The sequence below is a fragment of the Asanoa hainanensis genome (assembly GCF_900188485.1).
Lineage (GTDB): Bacteria > Actinomycetota > Actinomycetes > Mycobacteriales > Micromonosporaceae > Asanoa > Asanoa hainanensis.
Map to the genome: position 1 here is coordinate 144,007 of NZ_FZPH01000012.1, position 24,692 is coordinate 168,698.

The following is a 24,692-nucleotide window of genomic DNA, read 5'->3' on the forward strand; positions in this document are numbered from 1 at the left end:
TGGCTCGCGGCCCGCGGGGCACCATGGTCACGCGACCTGGGAGGACGACGATGTCTTCGACCGAACGCGCAGACGGTCCCGCGGGAGGGACCGAAGAAGAGTTCGTCCAGGAATGGCGCAATGCCGCCTACAACTGCTACAGCTCCGGGCACAAGTTCTGCCGCGAGGTCTGTCCCGTGATGCAGGTGACCCGCAACGAGGTGCACACGCCCACGGCCTTCCACGCGAACGTCGTCGCCATGGAGAAGGGCCTGCTGTCCATTGCGGACGTGGCCCGCGACTACGTCCACTGCACCGGCTGCGGCGCCTGCGAGCTGCGCTGCCCGAACACCCTGTTCACCGGCGACTTCTACCGCTTCCGCACCCGCACCGTGCAGCTCGTCAAGGCCGTCCGCGCCCTCGCCGTCGACCAGGGCATCCACCAGCCCGGGTGGCAGCGCTGGGTCGAGGAGACCAGCCGGCAGAAGTCCGAGCCCGTGCTCGGCGGCGAGGTCCCGGTCAGCCAGGAGCACGTCCGCGACTGGGCAGCCGGGCTCGACCTCCCGACAGGCGGCGAGACCATCCTGTTCTGCGACTGCGAGGGCGCCTTCCACCGCACGTCGGTGCCGCGCGCCGCGGCCAAGATCCTGAAAGCGGCGGGCGTCGAGTTCGGACTGATGCGCGAGCAGTGGTGTTGCGGCGGGCCGGCCGCCGAGATGGGCTACGTCGAGCGGGCCAAGGAGTTCGCCCGGCACAACGTCGACGACTGGCGGGCCGTCGGCGCCAAGCGGATCATCGTCTTCGACCCGCACGACTACATCTCGTTCACCGAGGACTACCCGAACTACTTCGGCGACGAGTTCGACTTCGAGATCGTGCTCTTCGTCGAGCTGCTGGCCGAGCTGATCCGCGAGGGTCGGCTCCCGCTGACCAACCCGGTCGACCGGGTCGTCACATACCACGACGCCTGTCGCCTCAACAAACGCAAAGGCATCCACGCGGCGCCCAGGGAAGTGCTGCGGGCCATCCCGGGCCTCACGTTCAAGGACGTCGACCACGTCACGCAGTGGTCCTACTGTTCTGGCGCGGGCGGCGGCCTGCCGATCGAGCGACCCGACCTGACCGCGGAGATCAGCCGCCGCCGCGTCGAACGGGCCGCCGAACTCGACGTCGACACCCTGGTCAGTGCGTGCGTGTGGTCCGAGCGCCCGCTGACCGAGCAGGGCGGCAAGCGGGCCGACCCGATCGAGGTGCTGGACCTGCTGGAAATCGTCGCGCTGAGCGCGGGCCTGGCATGACCGCCACCCTGGTCACCGACCCGGTGATCGACGAGCTGATCGGCATCTGCGGCCCCGACAACGTGTTCGCCGACAAGTCGTCGCGAGTCAACCGGGCCCGCGTGCCGGCGCCGTTCCCGGTGCATCGGTGGGCGGAGCACGTACCCGATGTGGTCGTGCTCCCGACCACCGCCGAGCAGGTCTCCGAGGTCGTCAAGCTGGCCAACCGCCACCGCATCCCGGTGGTGCCGCGGGCCGGCGGCACCGGGTTGACCGACGGCGCGGTGCCGTTGCGGCAAGGCATCGTCGTCGACGTCAAGCTGATGAACAAGATCCTGGAGCTCGACCTCGACGACCGCACGGTGACCGTGCAGCCCGGCATCAACATGCTCAAGCTCAACGAGGAGCTCCAGAAATACGGCGTGATCTACCCGGACGACCCGGCGTCGTACCCGTGCTCCCTGGTCGGCGGGCGGATCGGCACGAGCGGCTGGTCGCTGATCGGCGGCCGCTACGGGCACACCCGCGACCTGGTGATCAGCTTCCAGATCGTGCTGCCCACCGGCGAGCTGATCTGGGTCGGCGACGGCGGTGGCCGCAAGGTGCGCAAGTCCTCGACCGGCTACCAGCTCAAGCACCTGTTCATGGGCCACCAAGGCACGCTGGGCATCGTCACCGAGGCCGTGCTCGAGCTGGTGCCGCGCCCCGAGGCGGAGTTCGCGGCATTCTTCTCCTATCCCGACTACGAGACCGCCTGGCGATCGACCGGCGCCCTCGCTCGCTCGGGGCTGGCCACCCTCGCCGGCGTCGTGCTCTTCGACGAGTGGAAGCTGGCCTACCTGCGCCGCGACGACGAGGCCTACATCCCGCAGCCCGACGACGTGCGCTGCGTGGTCGCGACGGCCATGTACGGCACCACCGACGAGGTGCGCCCCGGCGCCAAGCGGCTGCTGCGGATCGGCAAGGACACCGGCGGCGCGTACCTCGGCGACGAGATCTCGCAGGGCGACTGGGCCTCGCGCCACGACCGCTACGCGACGCCCCTGCACGGCCGGCTGCGCGACGGCCAGGTGGTGCCGATGAGCTGGCACTGCGAGGACGCGTCGATCAACTGGACCCAGCTGCCGGCGGTACGCGAGAAGTGGCACGACATCGTCGCCCGGCTCGGCGACCGCTTCCGGATCTTCGACGACTGGGGCATGTTCGCCTACACCAACGCGGCCTTCAAGCCGTGGGGCGACTACCTCACGGAGATCGACGTCGGCATCTGGGAGCAGGAGCTCGACGACGAGGCGTGGGACGCCTGGGTGACCGCCAAGCGCGACATCGCCGCGGTGTCGATCGCGCACGGCGGCTCGATCAGCGCGTGCCACGGCGCCTGCCGCGCGGGCGAGGTCGACCTCGTGCCGGAGGAGATGGGCGGCGGCTGGGACGTGATGAAGAAGGTCAAGCGGGTGCTCGACCCGCTCAACATCATGAACCCCGGAAAATACCTGCTCGACCAGGCGTACGAGGACGGCCCGTCATGATCGGTTTTCGCCTGTCCGCGCAGCGGCCACCGGACCCACGGCGGATCAACGACGTGGTGGTGCAACGGATCGAGCACGTGTACGAAGTGGACCCCGCGCTCATGCGTGACCACTTCCAACAGCACGACTTCCCGGCGTGGGACACGCGCCGCATCGTCGACAGCCGGTGGGAGCACCTGGCGTGGATGCACGCCCACTGGGCCGACTCGGTGGTGTCCGGCGAGGAGCTGATGTCCACAGAAGAGTGAGGTCCCGATGAGGTTCAGCTACGTGATGCTTCCCGACTATCCGCTCGCCGACTCGATGGAGTCCATCAAGAAGGCAGACGAGCTCGGCTTCTACGGCTGCTACGCGGCCGACGAGACGTGGCACAAGGACATGTGGCTGCTGTTTGCCGCCGCGGCCGACAAGACCACCAACATCCGGTTCGGGCCGTCGCTCTCGGGTGTCGTGCTGCGTGAGCCGACGCTGATCGCCCAGGCGGCGGCCACATTGGACGAACTGACCGGCGGCCGCGCCGAATGCGTCATCTCGTGCGGCAACTTCGGGCTGCTGGCCCAGTACCACATCGACTGGGCGCAGACCCGGCCGTTGTCGCGGACCCTGGAAGCCCACCAGGTGATGCGGACCCTGCTGGACGAGGGCGCCATCAACTTCGAGGGTGAGTTCTACAAGTACACGGGCCTGTTCACCTTCGCCAGGCCGGTGCAGGAACGGATGCCGCTGCTGCTCGGCGCGATGCGCGGCCCCCGTTCGTTCCGCAAGGCCGGCGAGCTCTCCGACGGGGTGCACCACGCGTTGAGCTACACCCGGGAGGCGTACGACTATCTGGTCTCCAACGTCCGGCAGGGCGCGGAGAAGGCCGGCCGCGACTGGCGTTCGCTGGACATCGGCGCCTGGATCGTCTTCTCCATCGGCCGCGACTCGGCGGCGGCGAAGGAGGCCGCGCGCAGCATGGTCGGCCTGTACGCGTCGTCGATGCCGGACGAGCAGCTCCGGCGCAACGGCGTCGACCCGGCCGACCTGCAGCCGGTCATCGAGGCGCTCGGCAAGGGCGACCTGTCCGGCGCGATCGACCTCACCCCGCCAGAGGTCGCCGAGCGGCTGTCGGTGGCGGGCACGCCCGAGGAGTGCGTGGCCAAGCTGCGCAGCGAGATCGTCGACGCGGGCGTCAACCACCTGATCTTCGCGATCACCGACGCCGCGCTGGTGAAGGCCCTGATGGGCCGGGACCTCGACAACGTCGCGTCGGTCAACGAGCAGCTCCAGCTCATCCACGACGAGGTGATGCCGGCGTTCTGATTCAGCGCGGGTTCAGCGTGGGTACGGGAGGATGGTCTTTTGCCGGCCGCCCTTTCGGAGGACCTGATGCGCGTGCTCGTCGTCGACGACGAGAAGCGGTTCGCCGCGTCGTTGCGGGCCGGGCTCGTGGCGGAGGGCTTCGCGGTCGACCTGGCCCACGACGGCACCGACGGGCTCTGGCTGGCGCGGGAGAACCCGTACGACGCGATCGTCCTCGACCTGATGCTGCCGGGGCTGAACGGCTACCAGGTCTGCGCGACGCTGCGCGCCGAGCGCGACTGGACGCCGATCGTGATGCTCACCGCGAAGGACGGCGAGTGGGACCAGGTCGAAGGGCTCGACACGGGTGCGGACGACTACCTGACGAAGCCCTTCTCGTTCCCGGTGCTCGTGGCGCGCCTGCGGGCGGTGGCCCGGCGCGGTGCGCGGGAGCGGCCCGCGGTGATCGAGGTCGGCGACCTCCGACTCGACCCGGCTGCCCGGCGGGTGTGGCGGGCGGGAGTCGAGGTCGAGCTCACGGCGCGCGAGTTCTCGCTGCTGGCCTTCCTGGCCCGCCGCCCGGGCGACGTGGTGTCGAAACGGCAGATCCTGGACGGCGTGTGGGACGTCGACTTCGTCGGAGACCCGAACATCGTCGAGGTGTACGTCCGGCATCTGCGCAACAAGATCGGACGGGAGGCGATCGAGACCCTGCGCGGCGCGGGCTACCGACTGCGGAGGGACGGTGGCTGAGAGCCGGACGTCGGTGCGCTTCCGCACGACAGCGGTGGCCGTGCTCGTGGTCGCCGCCGCCCTGCTGGTTGGGGCGGTCGTGCTGGTGGCGCTGGTGCGCGACTCGCTACGTGACGGGCTGGAGGCCACCGCCGAGCAGCGCGCCTCGGCCATCGCGGCGGAGATCCGCGTCTCGGGCCTGCCGGCGAGCGAGCCGTCGGGCGAGTGGGCGGAGGAGGCTCTGGACGAGGACGACGACGAGGATCTCGTTTGGCAGGTGGCCGACGCCGACGGCGCCGTCCTGCGCTCGTCCCGACCCCTGCGCTCGACGTTGGAGGAGGACGACCGCGGCTATCTCGTGGTCACCGAAGACGCCGACCCGTACACCGTCTTGGTCGGTGTCTCCCTGGAGGAGGTCGCCGACTCGACCGCCGCGCTGGTCACTCCGCTGATGGTCGGTGTGCCGTCGCTGCTGCTGCTGGTGGGCGGCACCGTGTGGGTGGTGGCGGGCCGGGCGCTCGCGCCGATCGAGCGCATCCGGCGCGAGGTCGAGGAGATCACCGGCGATCGGCTCGACCGGCGCGTGCCCGAACCGCGATCCCGCGACGAGGTCCACCGCATGGCCCGGACGATGAACCAGATGCTGGGCCGGCTGCAGGACTCGCGCGACCGGCAGCAGCAGTTCGTCGCCGACGCCTCGCACGAGCTCCGGTCGCCGCTGGCCTCCATCCGCCAGGCGGCCGAGGTGGCCCGCGACCACCCCGGAGCCCTGCCCGAGGGTGAGCTCACCGCTGCCGTGCTCGAGGAGTCGGCCCGCATGCAGCGGCTGGTCGAGCAGCTGCTGCTGCTCACTCGGGATGGGGTCGGCCGTGCCCCGCACGACGTCGACCTCGACGACCTGGCGCTGGCGGAGGCCCGCCGCGTCGCCCGGTCCGGGCTGGAGGTCGACACCGCCGGAGTCGGGGCCGGACGGGTGCGGGGTGACCCGACCGCACTCGCCCAGATCGTGCGCAACCTGGTCGACAACGCCGCCCGGCACGCCACCGGCACCGTGGCCATCGCGGTCCGGGAGACCGGCGACGGAGTGGAGATCATCGTCGAGGACGACGGTGCGGGCGTCCCACCGGAACACCGGGAACGGATCTTCGAGCGGTTCGTGCGGCTCGACGAGGCCCGGACCAAGGACGCCGGCGGCAGCGGGCTCGGCCTGGCGATCGTCAAAGAGACCGTCACGGCCCACGGCGGCACCGTCACGGTCGCGACGTCCGCCCTGGGCGGTGCGCGCTTCGTCGTACGCCTCGCCGTGAACGGACTTTCAGGTGGGTTTCAGGCACGGACCCGCACGATCCACCCATGAAGATTTCCAAGCGCGCCGTCGTCATCACCGCCGCGGCCGTCGTCGCACTCGGCACGGGCGGAGCGATCTGGGCCACCACCGCGAGCGCCGACGTCCAGGGCGGCGAGCGCGAGCGGGTCGCCAACGCGGCCACCCAGGCGGTCCCCGGGACGGTCCAGGACGTCGAGACCAGCGACGATCCCGGCGAGGCGTACGAGGTGGAGGTTCGCAAGGACGACGGCAGCGAGGTGGACGTCGCCCTGGACAAGGACCTCAAGGTGGTCGGCCAGGACAACTCCGACCGGGTGCTCACGGCCGCCGAGCGGGCGTCGGCCGAGCAGGCGGCGCTGGCCGCCGTCGGCGGTGGCACGGTCACCGCGGTGGAGGGCGGCGACGACGGGTCGGCCTACGAGGTCGACGTCCACGACGCAGCCGGCGCCGAATGGGACGTCGACCTCGACGCCGGATTCACGGTGTTGAGCAAGACGGCCGACGACTGACGGGGTGTGAGCAGGAGCGCGGTGGCGGCGGCCGGCTGGCCACCGCCACCGCCCGAGTCGTAGAGTCCCGCGGCGTGACCTTGGCTGTTGGATTCGGCGTCCTGGCGGCGTTCCTGTTCGCCGCCGCCGCCTCGCTCCAGCAGCAGGCCGCGCAGCGGCACCGGGCGGAGGACGGCCCGCACCGGCGCACGGACGTGTTCGTGGGGCTGCTGCGGCTGATCAGGCGACTGGTCCGCGAGCCGCTGTGGCTGGTCGGCTGGGTCACCAACCTCGGCGGTTTCGGCGCCCAGGCGATCGCGCTCCGGTTCGGGTCGGTCGCGCTGGTCCAGCCGCTGCTCGTCACCCAATTGCTGTTCGCGATGCCGATGGCGGCGGCCTGGCAACGACGCCGCCCGGGCCGGCGCGACTGGCGGGCCGCGATCCTGATCTGCGGCGGCCTCGTGACGTTCTTCGCGGTGCGCGGCATCGCACCGCAGGACGGCCAGCCCAACCGGACCCACGTGCTGCTGGGCTGCCTCGTCGCGGTGGCCGCGGTCCTGCTGATCCTGCCGTTCAGCGAGGGCCGGCCGCGCCTGGTCCGGGCCACGATGATCGCGATCGCGGCCGGCATCTGCTACGCCATCAGCGCCGCGATGATCAAGCTCACCACCGACGACCTGCTGACCCGCGGCGCCCTGGCCACCGCCCGCGACTGGCCGGGCTACGTCCTGGCGGCGTCCACGCTGAGCGGCCTGGTCCTGGGCCAGGGTGCGCTGGCGGCGGGATCGTTGCCGTCGGCGGTCGCCGCCATGTCGATCACCAACCCGGTGGCCAGCTACCTGCTCGGCGTCTACGCGTTCGCGGTCGAACCGCCGAGCACCACCAGCGCCCTGATCGGCCTGGCCGCCGCTGGCGCCCTGACCTCCCTCGGCGCGGTCGGCCTGGCGCACTCACCGCTGGTCCGCGCACCCCGACCAGTCCTGAGCTAGTGGACTAAATAGTCCAGCCTTTAGCGGGGCGGCTCCACGAGGAACGACTTGATGTGGTCCAGCGCCATGTCGAGGGCGACTTCCATCGGTGCGACGTCGTGTGCGGCGTTCGCCAGGAGGTAGCCGCCCTGCAGCGCGGCCATCAGGCCCGTGGCCAGCTTCTCCGGATCGGCGTCCGGGCGCAGCGCGCCGCTGTCACGCATCCGGTGCAGGCCGTCACTGATCAGTTTTTCCCATTGGTCGAAGGTCTCGGACAGCATCGAGCGGGACTGCTCGTCCTGGTCGGAGAGCTCGACGGCCATCGAACCGAGACCGCACCCGTACCTGCCGTTGTTGAGCGCGTTGGCTTGCACCAGCGCGTTGCGCCAGCGGACCAGCCCGGAGAAGGACCTCAGCCGCTCCAGCCTGCCGCGCTCGCGCTGGATCACCAGCGCGCCGCGGTACTTGACCAGCGCGCGCACGAGCTCCTGCTTGTCGGCGAAGTGGTGGTAGAGCTGGGACTTGCTCGTCTGGCTCGCCTCGCGGACGTCGTCGAGGGTCGTGGCGTTGACGCCACGCACGAGCATCAGCTGGTTGGCCGCGTCGAGGATCCGCTCGCGGGTCGCTATGCCCCGTTGGCTGATCCTCCGCGGCTTCGCCGGCGCGATCACCTGCTCGTCGCCCATCCGTGCAGTGTATCCACGGTCGGCCATGAGTGACGGGACCTTGGGGTCCACCCGGCGAGGCATCTTGCGTAGCCAGGGTACGGATGGACGTCGGCTGTCATCGCGCTAGGCTGGACGAAATGGTCCAATAAGAAGAGGAAGCCGTGATGTCCGATTCCTTCTTGCTGCCCACTGATCCCGAACAGGTCGTACCGTCGCTGGTCGAGCGGTTCAACTCCGGCGAGGTGAGCGCGATGCTGCCCTTGTACGAGGCGGACGCCGTGCTCGTCATGCGCGACGGGAGCACCGTCACCGGTCACACCGCCATCGCCGGCCAGCTCGAACCTGACCTGAAGCACGGCCTGCCGCTGGACGCCAAGGCCCGCCACGTGTTCGTCGCCGGAGACCTCGCGGAGATCGTGCTGGACTGGGCGATCGAGGGCACCGGCCGCGACGGCGAGCACGTGCAGTTCGGAGGCACGGCCTGTGACGTCCTGCGGCGCGGCGCGGACGGGTTCTGGCGGTACGTGATCGACAACAACCAGGGTACGGCCATGCGGGGAGGTGCCCGATGAAGGCGATCGTCGCGCCGAACGAGGCTGCCGGGACGGCCGGGATGACGCTGGTCGAGCGTCCGGAACCGGAGCCCGCGATCAACGACGTACTCGTCGAGGTGCACGCCTCCGGGTTCACCGCCGGCGAGTTGACGTGGCCCTCGACCTGGGCCGATCGCGCCGGCCAGGACCGGACGTCGCCGATTCCCGGGCACGAGCTGGCCGGTGTGGTCACTGCCCTCGGCTACGGCACGACCGGGCTGTCGGTGGGACAGCGGGTGTTCGGCCTCACCGACTGGACCCGGGACGGCACTTTGGCGGAGTACGCGGCCGTCGAGGCCCGCAACCTCGCACCATTGCCCGGAGACGTCGACTTCACCGTCGGCGCGAGCCTGCCGATCTCCGGTCTGACGGCCTGGCAGGGACTGTTCGACCACGGTCGCGTGAAGTCGGGGCAGAGCGTGCTCGTGCACGGCGCGGCCGGCGGGGTCGGATCGCTGGTCACCCAGCTCGCGCGCGAGGCCGGCGCCTACGTCATCGGCACCGGGCATGCCGCCGCTCGCCAAACGGCACTCGACTTCGGCGCGCGGGAGTTCGTCGACCTCGACAACGAGTCGCTGGAAGCCGTCGGCGCGGTCGATCTGGTCTTCGACGTGTTCGGCGGTGACATCGGGAAGCGGTCGGCCGGGCTGGTGCGCGCGGGCGGAACGCTGGTGTCGGTCACGGGTCCGCCGCCGGCACGACCCAAGGACGGCCTGGCGATCGACTTCGTCGTCGAGGCCGATCGCGCCCAACTCGGTAAGATTGTCGAACGGGTGCGGGACGGACGTCTGCGGACGGTCATCGGCACCGTCGCAACCCTCGCTGACGCCGTTGCGGCGCTCAACCCCACCGAGCGGGTCAAGGGAAAGACGATCATCCGCGTGCGCGCATGACGGGAGGATCCGGCATGACGACGATTCACCTTCAGCGGACGACGACCGCGACTCCCGAGGAGTTCGTCGCCGCGTTGACCGATTTCGGGCCTGGCCGGTCCGAGGTCTTCAGCCGCAGCGCCGACGGCTATCTCGAGGTGCACGAGAAGGGCACCGATCAGGCCGACGTCACCGAGGGCTCGGGCGGCATCTGGGAACGGATGCACTACGACTGGTCCGACGTGCACCACGTCGTGGTCACCACCACGGACTCCAACACGTGGGGTGGCGGGTCGGGCTTCACGTACACGCTGAGCCCGCGACCCGACGGAACGACCACTGTGGACCTGGTCGAGGTGCGTGACGGCAAGACCCTGCGGGGGCGCGCACTCGGGTTCGCGATCGGTTTCATCGGCAACCGGGTGCTGGGCAAGGAGCTGGAGCACGCCATCGAGGCCATCGAGGCCCGCAACAACGCGTGAGGGCGCGTCCACCGCACGACAGCGGTGGACGCGCCCGTTCAGCCTGTCGTCAGGCCGAGGTCGCGGTGCGCCTGGGGAGCACCCAGTCCGGCCGCGGGAAGTGGCACGTGTAGCCGTTCGGGTAGTTGACCAGGTAGTCCTGGTGCTCGGGCTCGGCCTCCCAGAACGGGGCGGCCGGCTCGATCGTCGTGACGGCCTTGCCCGGCCACAACCCGGACGCGTCGACGTCCGCGATGGTGTCGCGGGCGACCCGCTCCTGCTCGTCGGTGAGCGGGAAGATCGCCGAGCGGTAGCTCGAGCCCATGTCGTTGCCCTGGCGGTTCAACGTCGACGGGTCGTGGATCTGGAAGAAGAACGCCAGGATGTCGCGGTACGTCGTCTGCGTCGGGTCGAAGACGATCTCGACCGCCTCGGCGTGGCCGGGGTGGTTGCGGTAGGTCGCGTGATCGTTGTCGCCGCCGGTGTAGCCGACGCGCGTGTCCAACACGCCGGTCTGGCGACGAATGAGATCCTCCATGCCCCAGAAACACCCGCCGGCCAGGACGGCCGTCTCGGTGCCCGGCTCCTGGGTGACGCGTCCGGTGTCGTTGACTCCGCTGGTCATGATGCGTTCTCCTTCGTAACGTCCGGCTCGAACAGCGAGCGGTATTCTCCGTAGCCCTGCGCCTCGAGCTCCGAGACGGGGATGAACCGCAGCGCGGCCGAGTTCATGCAGTAACGCAATCCTCCCGCGTCGGCCGGTCCGTCATCGAACAGGTGGCCGAGGTGGCTGTCGGCGCCGGCAGACCGTACCTCGGTGCGGGTCATCCAGAGCGTTCTGTCGGTCTTTGTCCGGACAACGTCGCCGTCGATCGGCTTGGTGAAGCTGGGCCATCCGGTGCCACTGTCGTACTTGTCGGTCGACGAGAACAGCGGCTGCCCGGAGACCACGTCGACGTAGATCCCGCGCTCGTGGTTGTCCCAGTACTCGTTCCGGAACGGGGGCTCCGTCCCGTCCTGCTGGGTAACGCTGAACTGGGTGTCGGTGAGACGACCAACGGCGTCCGCGGTCTTGCGGTAGTCGTGTGACACGATCTCTCCTCTTCTGCCGCCGCTGGCTGCGGCGTCACCTGTCACAACACCGCCGGGGGTGGTTTTGGTCCCGGGCTTCCTGAGAACTCCCTGTGACCGGGGTCTCGGGCGGAGCCGGCCAGGCTAGCGCGTGGGGAGGACCCGGGGGAGTTGGGTGCGCGACGTGATGCCGAGCTTCGTGAAGACCTTGCGCAGGTGGTACTGGACCGTGCGCGCGCTGATGAACAGGCGGGTCGCGATCTCCGGGTTCGAGAGGCCCTCGCTGGCCATGCGGGCGATTTGGGCCTCCTGTGTGGTCAGGTTGTGGTCCCGCGCCGGCGCGCGCGGGTGGGTGTTGCCGCCAGCCGCGCTGAGCTCGCGTCCCGCGCGTGCCGCGAACGCCGCCGCGCCGATCCCGGTGAACAGGTCGTACGCCGTCCGCAGCTCGGCCCGGGCGTCGGTGCGCCGCCGCCGGCGTCGCAGCCACTCGCCGTACAGGAGATGCGCCCGGGCCAGGTCCACCCGCATCCGGGTGCGGCCCAGGTGCGCCAGCGCCGATCGGTACAGCGGCTCGGCACCGTCGCCGTCGGTCAGCAGCGCCTGCGAGCGGGACTGGATGCCCAGCGCCCAGTCCGTGCCGCAGGCGTTACGCATGTCGGACAGCAGCGCGAAGACCGGGCCCGCCGCCTCCGGCCGGCCGGTCCGGACCGCGGACTCGACCAGCTCCGGCGCCGCCCAGATCAACGATCCCGGATCCTGCGGGTACGCCGTCGCCCGCTCGGCCGCCGCCAAGGCCTCGCCGTAGTTGCCCAAGCTGTTGTGCAGCAACGCGTACGCCCACTCGGCGAAGGTGAGCCCCACGCCCTCGCCCCGTCGGGCCACGTCCGCCTTCGTCGCCTCCACCAGCGTCGGGCCCGCGTCCGCGTCGCCGCGGAAGGCCGCCAACCCCAGCGCACCGTACGGCGCGACGCTCGTGCCGGTCGCCTCCGTGATCGCGGTCAGCTCGTCGGTCAGCGCCGCCGCGGCGGCCAGGTGGCCGCTGAACAGGTGCAGGTACGCCCGTGCCGTGAGCGCCAGCGGCAGGTGGCCGAGCGCGCCGGTCTCGCGGGCCAGCCGGACGTACCGGTCGGAGAGGGCGTCCCACCCGTCGTCGTCCCACACCCGCAGGGTCGACGTGATGGCCATCCACAGTAGATCGACGTCGCCGTCGAGGGAGCGCACGCCGGCCAGCGCCGACCGCAGCACCGGCAACCCCGCCGCGTAGCCCTCGTCGTACGCCAGCACCGTCCCGGACAGGAGCAGGTCCGCCGCGGACGGCGCCGAGGCCGGCGGCGCGCCCCGCGCCGCGTGCGCCACCGACCGCACGTCGGCGGACGGCGCCGCGAACCGTCCGGCGAAGATGGCGGCCGACAGCGCCTCCAGATAGGTGGCCCGGGACAGCGTGCCGTCGACCTGTTCGAGCCGCCGCGCCGCCTGCAACAGCAGCGGTGCGGCGTCGTGGCCCCGGTCGGTCACGAAGGCCAGCTCCGCGCGGGTGAGGTCGGCCTGGGCCTGCTGCTGCTCGGTCAGCGGCGCCGAGGCCGCGGTGGCCAACAGGTCCCGCGCCGCCTCGAAGCCACCCGCCCGCACCTCGGCCCGCGCCGCCGCCAGCGCCCGCACGCCCCGCTTCGCCGGCGCCGGGCTCAGCGCCGCCGCCCGCCGAAGGAACGCCGCCGCGGCGGCCGGACCGCCGCGGGCCTGCGCACGCCCGGCCGAGCGCTCCAGCTCGACCGCCACGTCCTCGTCCTCCGTGGCCGTCGCCTCGGCCCGGTGCCACGCCCGGCGGTCGGGATCGGTCCGGGCGTCGGTGGCGGCGGCCAGCGCCGCGTGCGCCGAGCGCCGTTCGTCGGCCGGCGCGGCCAGGTAGACCGCGGACCGCGCCAGCGGATGCCGGAACCGCCCGCCGTCGTCGACCAGCCCGGCGTCGGCGGCCGGCCCGGACGAGGACCGGTCGACGTCCCACCGTCGCGCGGCCCGGGCGACCAGGTCGGCGTCTCCCGACGGGTCGGCCGCCATCAGCAGCAACAGCCGCCGGGTCGGCGCGGGTAGCTGGTCCACCCGGCGCTGGAACTGCGACTCGATTCCGCCGGTCAGCGCCGCCGGCAGGCCGAAGCCGCCCGCCAGGTCGGTGGGGCCGATCCCGCGCGGCAGCTCCAGCAGCGCCAGGGGGTTGCCGTGCGCCTCGGCGACGATCTCGTCGCGTACCCGGGTGTCGATCGGACCCGCCAGCGCCTCGTCCAGCAGCGCGCGGGCCTCCTCTTCCGCCAGCGCGCCGACCGGCAGCGACGGCAGACCCGCCAGGGAAGGCGGAACGGAGCGGGCCGCGAGGACCAGGCCGACCGACTCCACCTCGAGCCGGCGGGCCACGAACGCGAGCACCTGCGCCGACTCGCGGTCGAGCCATTCCAGGTCGTCGACCAGGCAGACCAGCGGCCGCTCGGCGGCCACGGCGGACAACAGGCTCAACACGGCCAGGCCCACCAGGAACCGTTCAGGTGGCGGCCCGGCGTTGATGCCGAACGTGGTGCCCAGCGCCTCCCGCTGTGGTGCCGGCAGGCGGTCGAGCCGGTCGAGCAGCGGACCGCAGAGCTGGTGCACGCCCGCGTACGGCAGCTCCATCTCCGACTCGACCCCGGCGGCCCGGACGACCCGGCCCGGACTCACCACGGCGGCCAGGTGGTCCAGGAGGGCCGTCTTGCCCACACCGGCCTCACCGTGCAACACCAGCACCCGGCTCGCGCCCCCACGGACGGCCTTGACCATGTCGTCGAGCACCGCGCATTCGGTGCGACGGCCGGTGAGTCCGGCGGACCCGCGCACAACCCCACGCTAGCGGGGTCGGCTGGCCAGTGGCGGATGCGCGGCGCAAACGCCCGCGTGAAGGCTTTTCGCATTAGCCATCTGTCCCCGGGAGGAAAAATGCCTGGGTTGCTCAAGGACCAGCGGGTGCTCGTCGTCGGGCGCGGCAGCGGGATCGCCCGCGCGGTCGCGGTCGTCGCCCGGGACGCCGGCGCCCGGGTCGTCGCCGCCGGGCGGGACGGTCCGGGACTGGCCGACGCGTACGCGGGAGAGCCGGACATCTCCACCGACACCGTCGACCTCACCGACGAGGACTCCATCGAGGCGCTCGCCGAGCGCCTGGAGACCGTCGACCACGTGGTCTCGACCGCCTCCGCGCGCGCCCGCGGGCACCTGGCCGACCTCGACCGCGCCGCGGTGCGAAAGTCGTTCGACACCAAGGTGATCGGCCCGCTCATGCTGGCCAAGCACCTCGCGCACCGGATCGACCCGGGCGGCTCGATCACCCTGTTCTCGGGCGTGGCCGCGGCCAAGATCGCGGTTGGCACGATGGCGGTCGCGATCACGAACGGCGCCGCCGACGTCCTGGCCCGCTCGCTCGCCCTGGAGCTGGCCCCGATCCGGGTCAACGCGATCTCGCCGGGCGTGATCGACAGCGGGGCCTGGGACGACCTGGGAGCCGAGGCCAAGCAGGCCTACATCGACACCATCCGGCGCCGCAATCCCACCCGGAGCATCGGCACCACGGGTGACATCGCCGACGGCGTGCTGTTCGCGATGACCAGCCCCTTCCTGACGGGCACGACGCTGCACATCGACGGCGGCGAACCGCTGAGCTGAAAGGATCGATCATGGGACTCTCCTGGCAGCAGGGCCCACTGGCGGCGCACGCCGTCGGCCGCTTCCTGACCCCCGATCCACTGCCCGAACGGCTGTTGTACGCGGAGCCGCTGCGCCGCCGCCTGCGGGTGCGGTTCGGCGGTGACTGGATCGCCGACAGCGAGGACGTCGTGCTGCTGCACGAGCCGGGCCGCTACCCGGTGGCGTACTTCCCGGACATCGCGATCGAGCCCGACGCGCTGCGAGAGACCGACCGTGTCACCAACCATGCCCAGCTCGGGCCGACGCGGTGGCTGACCGTCCAGCGTGGAGACCGGCACGCCGAGCGGGCCGCGTGGCGGTTCGCCGACCTGCCCGACTACGCCGACCCGCTGCGCGGCCGGACGGCCTTCGCCTGGCGGCCGATGGACGCGTTCTACGAGGAGGACGAGCGGATCCTCGGCCACGCCGCCGACAGCTACCACCGCATCGACATCCGCCGGACCTCGCGCCACCTGGTCGTCCGCGACGGCGACCGGGTCGTCGCCGATACCGTCCGGCCGCGTGTCCTCTACGAGTCGGGTTTCGCGCCGCGCTGGTACGTGCCGCGGGCGGACGTCGAAGCCGGCGCGCTGGCCCCGGTGGAGCAGCAGACGTTCTGCCCGTACAAGGGGCTCGCCAGCTACTACGACATCGGCGAGCGGCCCCGCGCCGCCTGGTCGTACGAGGAGGCCTGGCCCGAGGTGCACCTCATCTCGAACTTCGTCTCGTTCGAGGCCGACAAGATCGCCGTCGACCTCGACGGGCGGCGGCTCGTCCTGGAGCCCGGGCAGTCCGTCGTCGCGCACGGCATCGACCGGGACTTCGACGAGGTCTTCACCACCAACCGATAGGAGCCGCAACATGTCCACCCTGCAGAACCGCACGGTCCTGGTCGTCGGCCGCGGCAGCGGCATCGCCCGGGCCACCACGCTGGCGGCCCGGGCGGCCGGCGCCACCGTGGTCGTCGCCAGCCGCGACGTCGCCGCGCTCGCCGATGCGTACGACGATCCCGGCATCACCGCGGAAAGCGTCGACATCACCGACGAGTCCAGTGTGGAGGCGCTGGCCGAGCGGATCGGCCACGTCGACCACGTCGTCTCCACCGCCTCCGCCCGGGCCCGCGGCACGGTCGACGCGCTCAAGCCGGACGTCGTCATGGCGTCTCTCAACACCAAGGTGGTCGGCCCGATCCTGCTCGCCAAGCACTTCGCCAAGCGGATGCCGAAGGACGGCTCGTTCGTGCTGTTCTCCGGCGCGACCGCGGACAAGCCGACCGTCGGGATGCTCGCCGTCGCCGCGACCAACGGCGCCGTCGACGCCGTCGCCCGGTCGCTGTCGGTGGAGCTGGCGCCGATCAGAGTCAACTCCATCTCGCCGGGCACCATCGACACCGGCGCCTACGACGCGCTCGGCGACCAGAAGAAGGCCGAGCTCTACGAGCGGCGCCGTGCCGAGGTGCCCGCCCACCGGGTCGGCACCTCCGACGACGTCGCGGACGCCGTCGTCTTCGCCCTCACCAACACGTTCCTGACGGGTGTCCGCCTGCACGTCGACGGCGGCGAGACCCTGGTCTGAAGGAGGGGACAGTCGTGAACACCACCCATCACCGTTACGCAACCGTCCACGGTCGACAGTTGTTCTACCGGGAGGCCGGATCGACCGACGCACCGGCGATCGTGCTGCTGCACGGCTTCCCGGCCAGCTCGTACATGTTCCGCGACCTGATTCCGGCGCTGGCCGACCGCTACCACGTGGTCGCGCCGGACCACATCGGGTTCGGCTTCTCGGACGCGCCGAGCGTGGACGAGTTCGACTACACGTTCGACAACCTGACCTCGCACACGACGGAGCTGTTGAACCAGCTGGGGATCGAGCGCTACGCGTTCTACGTGCACGACTACGGCGCACCGATCGGCTGGCGGCTCGCGTTGCAGAACCCCGACGCGGTCACGGCGATCGTCACGCAGAACGGCAACGCGTACGACGCGGGCTTCGTCGAAGACTTCTGGAAGACCGTCTGGGCCTACCAGCGCGAGCAGACGCCCGACACCGAGGCAGCGATCCGCCAGGCGCTGAGCCTCGACATGATCAAGTGGCAGTACCTGACAGGCACGCCCGACCCGACGCTGGTCAGCCCGGACACCTGGAACCACGACTACGCGCTGGTCAGCCGGCCCGGCAACGACGTGGTGCAGCTGGCCCTGTTCCGGGACTACGCGACCAACCCGCCGATGTACCCGCGCCTGCACGAGTACCTGCGGGACACCCAGGTGCCGGTGCTGGCCGCCTGGGGCCGCAACGACCCCATCTTCGGCCCGGACGGCGCACGCGCCTTCGCGGACGACGTCGCCGACGCGGAGATCCACCTGCTGGACGGCGGCCACTTCCTGCTGGAGTCCCACGGCGACGAGGTCGCGGGCCTGACCCACGACTTCCTCGACCGCCGGACGGCCGCTATGCCGGCGCGGCCGCGGTGATCAACGCGATGGCCTCGTCCACCTGGGACGCGTGGGCGCGGTGGGCGACGACCGCTACCCGCAGCGTCTGCCGGCCGTCGACGACCGTGCTGGACAGGTAGACCCGACCGCTCGCGTTGACGTGCGCGAGGATCGCCCGGGTCGCCGCGTCCGCTTCCTCGACGTCGGCCGGGGACGCGGCCCGCACCCGGAAGGCGACCGTGCTCAGGTCCGGCGCCCAGGGCACCTCCAGCGAGGGCACCCGGTGCAGCGCCTCGTGGACCCGCTCGGCCAGGTCCAGCTTCTCGTCCAGGGCCGCCCGGAACGCGCCGACGCCGTGCAGGTGCAGCGGCAGCCAGACGCGCAGGCCGCGTACCTCGTGGCTGAGCTCCGGACCGAGGTGGGCGTAGTCCGGCAGTTCGAGCGAGCCCAGGTCCTGCAGGTAGTCGGCGGTGCCGTGGTGCGCCGCCGCCAGCTTGGCCGGGTCGCGCACCACCAGCGCACCGGTGCCGAACGGCAGGAACAGGGTCTTGTGCGGGTCCAGCGTCACCGAGTCGGCGAGCTCCACGCCGGCCAGCCGCTCGCGGCCCCGCTCGGTCAGCCGGAAGAAGCCGCCGTACGCCGCGTCGACGTGGAACCACAGGTCCGTGCCGGCCGCGAGGGCGGCGATGGTCGGCAGCGGGTCGACCGTCCCGGTGTCGGTGGTGCCGGCCGATCCGACGATCAGGAACGGGCGCAGCCCGGCGGCCCGGTCTTCCTCGATCATGGCGGCCGCGGCCGGGACGTCCATGCGCAGGTCGGGTGTGCTGGGCACGACCCGGATCCGGTTGCTCGCGATGCCGGCGATGCGGGCGGCCTTGGCCACGGAGTGGTGCGCGTACGCCGTGACGTACATGGTCCCGTCCGCGATGTCCTCGCCGAGGCGGTCGTGCCGCGCTGCCACGACGGCGGACAGGTTGGCCAGCGACCCGCCCGTGGTCAGCAGGCCCCCGCTGCCGTCGGGGAGCCCGCACACGTCCTGGGCGATCCACCGCAGCACGCTGTCCTCGAGCGCGGTGAGCGCGGGCGCGGTCGCGGCGAGGCTGCCGTAGCGGTTGAGCACCTGGCCGTAGAACGCGGCGAGCGCCGAGCTGTAGAGCCCCCCACCCGGGATGTACGCGAAGTAGCCCGGCCCCGCGGTCTCCAGCGCGACGTCGGCGGCGCGGTCGACCAGCGCGAGCAGCTGGTCGAGCTCGCCAGCGTGCTCCGGCGGCGGGGCCAACAGCTCGTCGACGAGCTTGGGCAGCTCGGCCGAGCCGAGCACGGGGGTCAGGTCGGTGGCCGGGCGCTGCGGCAACCGGTCGACGAAGTCGGCCAGCCGGTTCAGCACCAGGTGGCCCTGGTCGAGCATCAGCGCGCGGTCCGGTTCGAACTCCATGACCCGAAGGCTGGCACTCCCGGACGGAGTTCGGCACGGTCCCGTCGCCACCGTCACATGGGGATTTGCGGCTATTGTCCCCGAGATGACGCACTCGCACAGTGACGCCTTCGCCAACCGGGAAGGTCAGTGGGCGCAGCTCGCCGAGGAGCGGCTGTCGCTGTTCCGCCACGACGAGGAGATTCAGCGGGGACTGGCGTACGGGCTCCCGGGCTCGCCGACCCTGGTCGACCGGACGATCCCGACGTTCTCGCGGGGTGAGCTGCCGCACTTCGCGGGGGAGCGGGGCACGTTCCTCAACGCGCCCTTCCTGGAGGACGTCAACGACGTCGGCGATGCCGAGGTGGCCGTGTTCGGCGCGCCGCTGGACTCCGGCGCCACGTACCGGCCGGGCGCCCGGTTCGGCCCCCAAGGCATTCGGCGCTCGACGAACCTGTTCGGGACCTACTGCTACGAGCTCGGCGTCGACCTGCGCGAGCAGCTCAACCTGGTCGACATCGGCGACGTGTTCACGATCCCGGGCAACCTGGAGAAGAGCTTCGACCAGATCAGCCAGGCGATCTCCCACGTGTACGCGCGCGGCGTGCTGCCCGTCGTCCTGGGCGGCGACCACTCCATCGGCTACCCGACGATCCGGGGCATCGCGCCGCACGTCGACGGGAACATCGGCATCATCCACTTTGACCGGCATGTGGACACCCAGGAGACCGACCTGGACGAGCGCATGCACACCACCCCGTGGTTCCACGCCACGAACATCGGCAACGCGCCCGCCACCAACCTGGTCCAGGTCGGCATCGGGGGCTGGCAGTCGCCGCGGGCCGGGGTCAAGGTCGGCCGGGAGCGGGGCACCACCGTGATCACCGTCGGCGACGTCGAGCGGGTCGGCGTCGAGAAGGTGGCCGAGGTGGCGCTGGAGACGGCGTGGCAGGGCGCGAAGGCGGTCTACCTGTCCTTCGACATCGACGTGGTCGACGCCGGGTTCGTGCCGGGGACGGGGTGGCCGGAGCCGGGCGGGCTGTTGCCGCGCGAGGCGCTCAACCTGATCCGGGCGGTCGCCGCGCCGGGGCTCGCCGGCATCGAGGTGGTCGAGTGCGCGCCGCCGTACGACTGGGCGGAGCAGACCGCCCTGCTCAGCTCCCGGGTGGTCCTGGACGCGCTCGCGGTGCTGGTGCGTGAGGGCCGGCTCGGCAAGAAGGCCGCCCGCAAGGACCGGCATGCGTGGGGACCGCCCGCCGCCTGACAGATACCGCACTTTTACGGCGAAACCGCCGCGAAACCCCCCTTAGGTGCACTTAACTCGTGCTTGGTGGTCGGTCGCGCGAAGGGAAATCGTCAGGTGAGACTCCGGCGGTACGGCATCATCGCGTCTCTCGCGGTGACGGCGGCGCTCGCGCTGAGCGCGTGTGGTGCGGACACGGATTCCGGTGCGACCGTGGCCGGCGCGGGGGTCGCCCAGGCGATCAACTGCGCCACGGGCACCCTCAACGCGCAGGGCTCGTCCGCGCAGAAGAACGCGATGGACGAGTGGCGCAAGAACTACCAGCAGCAGTGCAACGGCTCGACGATCAACTACGAGCCGTCCGGGTCCGGCGCGGGTGTGCAGGCGTTCATCGCCGGCACCGCGGACTTCGCCGGCTCGGACACGGCGCTGTCGGCGGACGAGCAGTCGCAGGCGAACTCACGGTGCAACGGCGGCCCGGCGGTCAACCTGCCCATGGTGATTGGGCCCATCGCGGTCGCGTACAACGTCTCGGGCGTCGACGACCTTCAGCTCAAGCCCGACGTGCTCGCCAAGATCTTCGCCGGCGAGATCACGCAGTGGGACGACGGCGCGATCAAGGCCGACAACCCGAACGCGTCGCTGCCGTCGACGACGATCCAGACCGTGCACCGGTCGGACGAGTCGGGCACGACCGACAACTTCACCAGCTACCTGGCGGCCACCGCCGGCAGCAGTTGGACCTTCGGCGCGGGCAAGGCGTGGAAGGCGCCGGGCGGCACCGGCTCCAAGGGCTCCGACGGTGTGGCCAGCTCGGTGAAGAGCACTGACGGTTCGATCGGCTACATGGAGCTGTCGTTCGCGGAGAACTCCGGGCTGAACATGGCCAAGATCCAGAACGGCGCGGGGCAGTTCCAGGAGCTCACGCCCGAGGCGGCCAGCAAGACCATCGAGGGCGCCGCGGTCACGGGCAGCGGCAACGATGTGACGCTGGACATCGACTACGCCACCAAGACCGACGGTGCGTACCCGATCGTGTTGGCCACGTACGAGATCGTCTGCAGCAAGGGCGCCCCGTCCGACAAGGTCGCGCTGTTGAAGGGCTTCCTGGGCTACACGGCGAGCTCCGAGGGGCAGGGCATCCTGAACGGCCTCGGCTACGCGCCGCTGCCGGGCAACGTCCAGTCCAGGGTCCAGACCTCGGTCAACGCGATCTCCTGACCGGTGTCTTCTGACCCTCGTTCGGGCGGCGACGCGCTGCCACGCCGCAAGGGTTTCGGTGCTGAGTCCGTCTTCCGCACCGGCACCTTTGCGGCGGGCGCGATGGTGCTGGTCATCATCGTCGCGATCACGGCCTTCCTCGTCGCGGAGGCCGTGCCGGCGTTGCAGGCCGACGACGCCAACTTCCTCACCGAGACCGAGTGGTTCCCCAACCAGACGCCACCCGAGTTCGGCATCGCGGCGCTCGCCTGGGGCACGCTGGTCACGTCGGTGATCGCGTTGGTGGTCGCCGTGCCGGTGGCGTTGGGGATCGCGCTCTACCTCTCCCACTACGCGCCCCGGCGCATCGCCACCACGTTCGGCTTCGTGATCGACCTGCTGGCCGCGGTGCCCAGTGTCGTGTTCGGACTGTGGGGCTTCACCGTCTTCATCGAGCCGGTCCGCAGCTTCTCGGTCTGGCTCAACAAATATTTCGGCTGGATCCCGCTCTTCGGCGGTGACGGGCCGTTCGGCCGCTCGTTCATGCTGGGCGGCCTCGTGCTCGCCATCATGGTGCTGCCGATCATCACGGCGCTCTCCCGCGAGGTCTTCCGGCAGACCCCCACGGCCAACGAGGAGGCCGCGCTCTCGCTCGGCGCCACGCGGTGGGAGATGATCCGGACCGCGGTCCTGCCGTACGGGCGCCCGGGTGTGATCGCGTCGGTGATGCTCGGACTCGGCCGGGCGTTGGGCGAGACCATCGCGCTCGCGCTGACGCTCGGCTTCATCAACGAGATCACGGTCAACATCATCCAGAACGGCGGCAACTCGATCGCCGCGAACATCGCCAACGGCTTCGGCGAGGCCGGCGAGATCGGCCGGGGAGCGTTGATCGCCTCGGGCCTCGTGCTGTTCGCGATCACCCTGGTCGTCAACATGGCCGCCCGCGCGATCATCTACCGCCGGCGCGAGTTCACGGAGTCGGCCGCATGACCGCGCGAGGCTCCGCACGCGGCCGCCGGCCGCGGGACGAGGTGGCGGGCATGACGGCGCGTGGCTCCGCACGCGGCCGCCGGCCGCGGGGCGAGGTGGCGGGCATGACGGCGCGTGGCTCCGCACGCGGCCGCCGGCCGCGGGGCGAGGTGCGGGCATGACCGCGCCGGCGCAGACCGCTCCCGGGCGGGATCCTGGGTTGCGGGGGCGGCGCACGCCGTTGCTCGTGCTGGTCGGTGTCGCCGTGGTCGCGTTCGGGGTGTCGGCGGCGATCTGTTACGGCACCGGGTTCGGCAACTGGGTGCTCGTCCTGGTCATGGGCCTGATTCTCTACCTGGTCGGGTCGTTCTTCGCCATCAACCGGTACGAGGGCCGCCGGGCCGCCCGCGACCGCACCTGGGGCGCGCTGATCCACTCGGCCTTCGTCCTCGCGCTGCTGCCGTTGGTCTCGGTGGTCTGGACGCTGATCTCCAAGGGCACGGAGCGCCTGGACCTCAACTTCTTCAGCACGTCGATGAACAACATCGGTGCCCGCGACCCCGACGGCGGCGCCGTCCACGCGATCATCGGCACGCTGGAGCAGGTGGCCATCGCCGCGGCGATCACCGTCCCGCTGGGGGTGCTGGCGGCCGTGTACATCGTCGAGTACGGCCGCGGCCGGTTCACCCTCGCCATCCGGTTCTTCGTCGACGTGATGACCGGCATCCCGTCGATCGTCGCCGGCCTGTTCGTGCTGGCGTTCTGGGTGCTGATCGTGACGCCGTGGTTCAACAACGGCCAGCCGGCCTTCTCGGGCTTCGCGGCTGCCCTCGCCCTGAGCGTGCTGATGCTGCCGACCATTGTCCGCTCGACGGAGGAGATGCTGCGCCTCGTCCCGGCACCCCTGCGCGAAGGCGCGTACGCGCTCGGCGTACCCAAATGGAAGACGATCGTCAGGGTTGTTATCCCGACGGCTCTTCCCGGCATCATCACGGGCATCATGTTGTCGATCGCACGCGCGGCGGGGGAGACCGCACCGGTACTTTTGGTAGCAGGCGGCAGCGATGCCGTCAACATCAACCCATTTGAAAACAACCAGACGTCGCTTTCGTTATTCGTCTTCCAGCAGGCGGGCGACGCATCCCGATTCGCGCCGGCGCGCGCCTGGACCGCGGCGCTCACCCTGGTCGCGTTGGTGCTCATCCTCACCATCGCCGCCAAATTGCTCGCGGGGCGCAATCGGCTCCGCCGTTGACATCAGCAACGAGGACTGCACATGGCCAAGCGTGTAGAGGCGACCGGGGTCACCGCCTATTACGGTTCGTTCAAGGCGATCGACAGCATCAACCTGCGGGTGGAGCCGAAGACGGTGACGGCGTTGATCGGTCCGTCGGGGTGTGGGAAGTCGACGTTCCTGCGTGCTGTCAACCGATTGCACGAGGTGTTGCCGGGAGCGCGGGTCGAGGGTTCGCTGACGGTCGACGACGAGAACATCTACGACAAGGACGTCGACGTCACGGCTGTGCGCCGGATGATCGGCATGGTGTTCCAGCGGCCGAACCCGTTCCCGACGATGTCGATTTTCGACAACGTGGTGGCGGGTTTGAAGCTCAACGGCGTGCGGCGCAAGTCGGTGTTGCAGGACGCGGCGGAGAAGGCGCTGCGGTCGGCGAACCTGTGGGACGAGGTCAAGGACCGGCTCGGCAAGCCGGGTGCGGGTCTGTCGGGTGGTCAGCAGCAGCGGTTGTGCATCGCGCGGACGATCGCGGTGGAGCCGCAGGTCGTGCTGATGGACGAGCCGTGCTCGGCCCTGGACCCGATCTCGACGCTGGCGATCGAAGAGCTGATGTTCCAACTCAAGGACCTATACACGATCATCATCGTGACCCACAACATGCAGCAGGCGGCCCGGGTGTCAGACCGGACCGCGTTCTTCTCGATCGAGAAGACCGGAGACCCGGGCCGGCTCATCGAGTACGACAACACCCAGAAGATCTTCAACAACCCGAGCGAGCAGAAGACCGAGGACTACATCACCGGCCGCTTCGGCTAGCTAGCGGAAACCCGCAGCCCGCAACGCGTCCGCGGCCGTGAGGAGGCTGGCGCCCAGGAGGACGCCGTCCTTCAGGAGGGCCTCGCCCAGCACCGACAGCTGCGGCACCCCGTGTCCCTCCTGCCAGGCCTCGGGCGTGGTGACCAGGAAGCTGAGCGTGCCGACCATCATCCCCGCCGCACCGAGGCTGCCGAGTGCCGAAGCGCGTGGTGCCAACGGTTTCGCCGCGATCAGTGCGCCGAGCGCGACCTGCGAGATGGCGACCATACGGCCCAGCTTGCGCGCGCCGAGCCGGCGGCGCAGCACCGAGGTGAGTGGACTGTGGGTCACGAGGGGCTCCGCGTTCTGGATCTCGTACTCCGTGAACTTGAGCCCACCCACCCACACGAACACCGTCGCGAGGCCGTAGCGCATGACGGGGAATCCC

Annotated in this window: 26 protein-coding genes; 20 read left to right on the plus strand and 6 right to left on the minus strand. The window is 70.8% G+C overall.

What is annotated here, in order from left to right:
* Nucleotides 1–50: 50 nt before the first annotated feature.
* The 8 genes from CHC05_RS26620 to CHC05_RS26655 all read left to right on the plus strand — a co-directional run bounded on the left by CHC05_RS26620 (nucleotide 51) and on the right by CHC05_RS26655 (nucleotide 7,602).
* On the plus strand, nucleotides 51–1,277 hold the full coding sequence (locus CHC05_RS26620) for a (Fe-S)-binding protein (protein ID WP_179266385.1): 1,227 nt from the start codon (nucleotides 51–53) through the stop codon (nucleotides 1,275–1,277).
* Nucleotides 1,274–2,785 carry an FAD-binding oxidoreductase gene (locus CHC05_RS26625; protein WP_089253309.1) on the plus strand — a complete coding sequence of 504 codons (1,512 nt, stop codon included), beginning with the start codon at nucleotides 1,274–1,276 and terminating at the stop codon, nucleotides 2,783–2,785. Before CHC05_RS26620 ends, CHC05_RS26625 begins: the two co-directional genes overlap by 4 nt.
* A complete protein-coding gene (locus tag CHC05_RS26630; protein WP_089253310.1) occupies nucleotides 2,782–3,033 on the plus strand; it encodes a hypothetical protein in 252 nt (83 codons plus the stop codon). Before CHC05_RS26625 ends, CHC05_RS26630 begins: the two co-directional genes overlap by 4 nt.
* 7 nt (nucleotides 3,034–3,040) lie before the next feature.
* Complete coding sequence (locus tag CHC05_RS26635; RefSeq protein ID WP_089253311.1) at nucleotides 3,041–4,087, plus strand: LLM class flavin-dependent oxidoreductase; 1,047 nt, start codon at nucleotides 3,041–3,043, stop codon at nucleotides 4,085–4,087.
* Nucleotides 4,088–4,153: 66 nt separating this feature from the next.
* The gene (locus tag CHC05_RS26640; RefSeq protein WP_089253432.1) at nucleotides 4,154–4,819 is read left to right on the plus strand and encodes a response regulator transcription factor; all 666 of its coding nucleotides are present in this window, start codon (nucleotides 4,154–4,156) and stop codon (nucleotides 4,817–4,819) included.
* Nucleotides 4,812–6,155 (plus strand): sensor histidine kinase, encoded by a 1,344-nt coding sequence (locus tag CHC05_RS26645; protein ID WP_218824695.1) that lies wholly within the window; start codon nucleotides 4,812–4,814, stop codon nucleotides 6,153–6,155. Before CHC05_RS26640 ends, CHC05_RS26645 begins: the two co-directional genes overlap by 8 nt.
* Nucleotides 6,152–6,634, plus strand: coding sequence for a PepSY domain-containing protein (locus tag CHC05_RS26650; protein WP_089253312.1), 483 nt, complete (start codon nucleotides 6,152–6,154; stop codon nucleotides 6,632–6,634). The genes CHC05_RS26645 and CHC05_RS26650 overlap by 4 nt, the downstream gene beginning before the upstream one ends.
* Before the next feature lie 74 nt (nucleotides 6,635–6,708).
* Nucleotides 6,709–7,602 (plus strand): DMT family transporter, encoded by an 894-nt coding sequence (locus tag CHC05_RS26655; protein WP_089253313.1) that lies wholly within the window; start codon nucleotides 6,709–6,711, stop codon nucleotides 7,600–7,602.
* Between the two features lie 20 nt (nucleotides 7,603–7,622).
* Here the strand turns inward: CHC05_RS26655 and CHC05_RS26660 are convergent, their stop codons facing one another.
* Nucleotides 7,623–8,267 (minus strand): TetR/AcrR family transcriptional regulator, encoded by a 645-nt coding sequence (locus CHC05_RS26660; protein WP_089253314.1) that lies wholly within the window; start codon nucleotides 8,265–8,267, stop codon nucleotides 7,623–7,625.
* Between the two features lie 146 nt (nucleotides 8,268–8,413).
* Between CHC05_RS26660 and CHC05_RS26665 the strand changes: the two genes are divergently transcribed.
* Genes CHC05_RS26665 through CHC05_RS26675 form a run of 3 tightly spaced genes read left to right on the plus strand, consistent with a single transcriptional unit; the run spans nucleotide 8,414 to nucleotide 10,196 of the window.
* Complete coding sequence (locus CHC05_RS26665; protein ID WP_089253315.1) at nucleotides 8,414–8,821, plus strand: YybH family protein; 408 nt, start codon at nucleotides 8,414–8,416, stop codon at nucleotides 8,819–8,821.
* A complete protein-coding gene (locus CHC05_RS26670) occupies nucleotides 8,818–9,735 on the plus strand; it encodes an NADP-dependent oxidoreductase (protein WP_089253316.1) in 918 nt (305 codons plus the stop codon). The genes CHC05_RS26665 and CHC05_RS26670 overlap by 4 nt, the downstream gene beginning before the upstream one ends.
* A 14-nt stretch (nucleotides 9,736–9,749) precedes the next feature.
* Entirely contained in the window at nucleotides 9,750–10,196 is a 447-nt protein-coding gene (locus tag CHC05_RS26675; RefSeq protein WP_089253317.1) for a hypothetical protein, read from the plus strand.
* A 49-nt stretch (nucleotides 10,197–10,245) separates the two neighbouring features.
* Here the strand turns inward: CHC05_RS26675 and msrA are convergent, their stop codons facing one another.
* The 3 genes from msrA to CHC05_RS26690 all read right to left on the minus strand — a co-directional run bounded on the left by msrA (nucleotide 10,246) and on the right by CHC05_RS26690 (nucleotide 14,105).
* On the minus strand, nucleotides 10,246–10,800 hold the full coding sequence (gene msrA, locus CHC05_RS26680; protein WP_089253318.1) for a peptide-methionine (S)-S-oxide reductase MsrA: 555 nt from the start codon (nucleotides 10,798–10,800) through the stop codon (nucleotides 10,246–10,248).
* Nucleotides 10,797–11,267, minus strand: coding sequence for a peptide-methionine (R)-S-oxide reductase MsrB (msrB, locus tag CHC05_RS26685; protein ID WP_089253319.1), 471 nt, complete (start codon nucleotides 11,265–11,267; stop codon nucleotides 10,797–10,799). Before msrB ends, msrA begins: the two co-directional genes overlap by 4 nt.
* A 123-nt stretch (nucleotides 11,268–11,390) precedes the next feature.
* Entirely contained in the window at nucleotides 11,391–14,105 is a 2,715-nt protein-coding gene (locus CHC05_RS26690; protein WP_281257729.1) for an AAA family ATPase, read from the minus strand.
* 99 nt (nucleotides 14,106–14,204) lie between these two features.
* On the opposite strand from CHC05_RS26690, the gene CHC05_RS26695 reads away from it, so the two are divergent.
* From CHC05_RS26695 to CHC05_RS26710, 4 genes are read left to right on the plus strand one after another with little or no spacing between them, the layout of a single operon-like run.
* Complete coding sequence (locus CHC05_RS26695; protein WP_089253320.1) at nucleotides 14,205–14,924, plus strand: SDR family oxidoreductase; 720 nt, start codon at nucleotides 14,205–14,207, stop codon at nucleotides 14,922–14,924.
* A gap of 11 nt (nucleotides 14,925–14,935) precedes the next feature.
* A complete protein-coding gene (locus CHC05_RS26700; protein WP_089253321.1) occupies nucleotides 14,936–15,796 on the plus strand; it encodes a DUF427 domain-containing protein in 861 nt (286 codons plus the stop codon).
* A 10-nt stretch (nucleotides 15,797–15,806) separates the two neighbouring features.
* Nucleotides 15,807–16,520 carry an SDR family oxidoreductase gene (locus tag CHC05_RS26705; protein ID WP_089253322.1) on the plus strand — a complete coding sequence of 238 codons (714 nt, stop codon included), beginning with the start codon at nucleotides 15,807–15,809 and terminating at the stop codon, nucleotides 16,518–16,520.
* Between the two features lie 14 nt (nucleotides 16,521–16,534).
* The gene (locus CHC05_RS26710; protein WP_089253323.1) at nucleotides 16,535–17,422 is read left to right on the plus strand and encodes an alpha/beta fold hydrolase; all 888 of its coding nucleotides are present in this window, start codon (nucleotides 16,535–16,537) and stop codon (nucleotides 17,420–17,422) included.
* On the opposite strand, the gene CHC05_RS26715 is transcribed toward CHC05_RS26710, so the two are convergent.
* On the minus strand, nucleotides 17,400–18,818 hold the full coding sequence (locus CHC05_RS26715) for a pyridoxal phosphate-dependent decarboxylase family protein (RefSeq protein WP_089253324.1): 1,419 nt from the start codon (nucleotides 18,816–18,818) through the stop codon (nucleotides 17,400–17,402). The genes CHC05_RS26710 and CHC05_RS26715 overlap by 23 nt on opposite strands.
* An 85-nt stretch (nucleotides 18,819–18,903) precedes the next feature.
* Here CHC05_RS26715 and CHC05_RS26720 point away from each other — a divergent pair, with 85 nt between their 5' ends.
* The 5 genes from CHC05_RS26720 (at nucleotide 18,904) to pstB (ending at nucleotide 24,265) form a co-directional block, all read left to right on the plus strand.
* The gene (locus CHC05_RS26720) at nucleotides 18,904–20,061 is read left to right on the plus strand and encodes an agmatinase family protein (protein WP_089253325.1); all 1,158 of its coding nucleotides are present in this window, start codon (nucleotides 18,904–18,906) and stop codon (nucleotides 20,059–20,061) included.
* 96 nt (nucleotides 20,062–20,157) lie between these two features.
* Entirely contained in the window at nucleotides 20,158–21,261 is a 1,104-nt protein-coding gene (pstS, locus tag CHC05_RS26725) for a phosphate ABC transporter substrate-binding protein PstS (protein ID WP_089253326.1), read from the plus strand.
* Nucleotides 21,262–21,264: 3 nt separating this feature from the next.
* Entirely contained in the window at nucleotides 21,265–22,233 is a 969-nt protein-coding gene (gene pstC, locus CHC05_RS26730) for a phosphate ABC transporter permease subunit PstC (protein WP_245871234.1), read from the plus strand.
* 157 nt (nucleotides 22,234–22,390) lie between these two features.
* On the plus strand, nucleotides 22,391–23,467 hold the full coding sequence (pstA, locus tag CHC05_RS26735; RefSeq protein WP_089253327.1) for a phosphate ABC transporter permease PstA: 1,077 nt from the start codon (nucleotides 22,391–22,393) through the stop codon (nucleotides 23,465–23,467).
* A gap of 21 nt (nucleotides 23,468–23,488) precedes the next feature.
* The gene (gene pstB, locus CHC05_RS26740; RefSeq protein WP_089253328.1) at nucleotides 23,489–24,265 is read left to right on the plus strand and encodes a phosphate ABC transporter ATP-binding protein PstB; all 777 of its coding nucleotides are present in this window, start codon (nucleotides 23,489–23,491) and stop codon (nucleotides 24,263–24,265) included.
* On the opposite strand, the gene CHC05_RS26745 is transcribed toward pstB, so the two are convergent.
* Entirely contained in the window at nucleotides 24,266–24,679 is a 414-nt protein-coding gene (locus tag CHC05_RS26745) for a YkgB family protein (protein ID WP_179266403.1), read from the minus strand. It lies immediately after the preceding gene.
* Nucleotides 24,680–24,692 lie beyond the last annotated feature (13 nt).

Coding starts and splice junctions, on each gene's coding strand:
- CHC05_RS26620 (WP_179266385.1), top strand. CDS start 51: ATGTCTTCGACCGAACGCGCAGACGGTCCCGCGGGAGGGACCGAAGAA.
- CHC05_RS26625 (WP_089253309.1), top strand. CDS start 1,274: ATGACCGCCACCCTGGTCACCGACCCGGTGATCGACGAGCTGATCGGC.
- CHC05_RS26630 (WP_089253310.1), top strand. CDS start 2,782: ATGATCGGTTTTCGCCTGTCCGCGCAGCGGCCACCGGACCCACGGCGG.
- CHC05_RS26635 (WP_089253311.1), top strand. CDS start 3,041: ATGAGGTTCAGCTACGTGATGCTTCCCGACTATCCGCTCGCCGACTCG.
- CHC05_RS26640 (WP_089253432.1), top strand. CDS start 4,154: ATGCGCGTGCTCGTCGTCGACGACGAGAAGCGGTTCGCCGCGTCGTTG.
- CHC05_RS26650 (WP_089253312.1), top strand. CDS start 6,152: ATGAAGATTTCCAAGCGCGCCGTCGTCATCACCGCCGCGGCCGTCGTC.
- CHC05_RS26660 (WP_089253314.1), bottom strand. CDS start 8,267: ATGGGCGACGAGCAGGTGATCGCGCCGGCGAAGCCGCGGAGGATCAGC.
- CHC05_RS26665 (WP_089253315.1), top strand. CDS start 8,414: ATGTCCGATTCCTTCTTGCTGCCCACTGATCCCGAACAGGTCGTACCG.
- CHC05_RS26670 (WP_089253316.1), top strand. CDS start 8,818: ATGAAGGCGATCGTCGCGCCGAACGAGGCTGCCGGGACGGCCGGGATG.
- CHC05_RS26675 (WP_089253317.1), top strand. CDS start 9,750: ATGACGACGATTCACCTTCAGCGGACGACGACCGCGACTCCCGAGGAG.
- msrA (WP_089253318.1), bottom strand. CDS start 10,800: ATGACCAGCGGAGTCAACGACACCGGACGCGTCACCCAGGAGCCGGGC.
- CHC05_RS26695 (WP_089253320.1), top strand. CDS start 14,205: ATGCCTGGGTTGCTCAAGGACCAGCGGGTGCTCGTCGTCGGGCGCGGC.
- CHC05_RS26700 (WP_089253321.1), top strand. CDS start 14,936: ATGGGACTCTCCTGGCAGCAGGGCCCACTGGCGGCGCACGCCGTCGGC.
- CHC05_RS26705 (WP_089253322.1), top strand. CDS start 15,807: ATGTCCACCCTGCAGAACCGCACGGTCCTGGTCGTCGGCCGCGGCAGC.
- CHC05_RS26715 (WP_089253324.1), bottom strand. CDS start 18,818: ATGGAGTTCGAACCGGACCGCGCGCTGATGCTCGACCAGGGCCACCTG.
- CHC05_RS26720 (WP_089253325.1), top strand. CDS start 18,904: ATGACGCACTCGCACAGTGACGCCTTCGCCAACCGGGAAGGTCAGTGG.
- pstA (WP_089253327.1), top strand. CDS start 22,391: ATGACCGCGCCGGCGCAGACCGCTCCCGGGCGGGATCCTGGGTTGCGG.
- pstB (WP_089253328.1), top strand. CDS start 23,489: ATGGCCAAGCGTGTAGAGGCGACCGGGGTCACCGCCTATTACGGTTCG.
- CHC05_RS26745 (WP_179266403.1), bottom strand. CDS start 24,679: ATGCGCTACGGCCTCGCGACGGTGTTCGTGTGGGTGGGTGGGCTCAAG.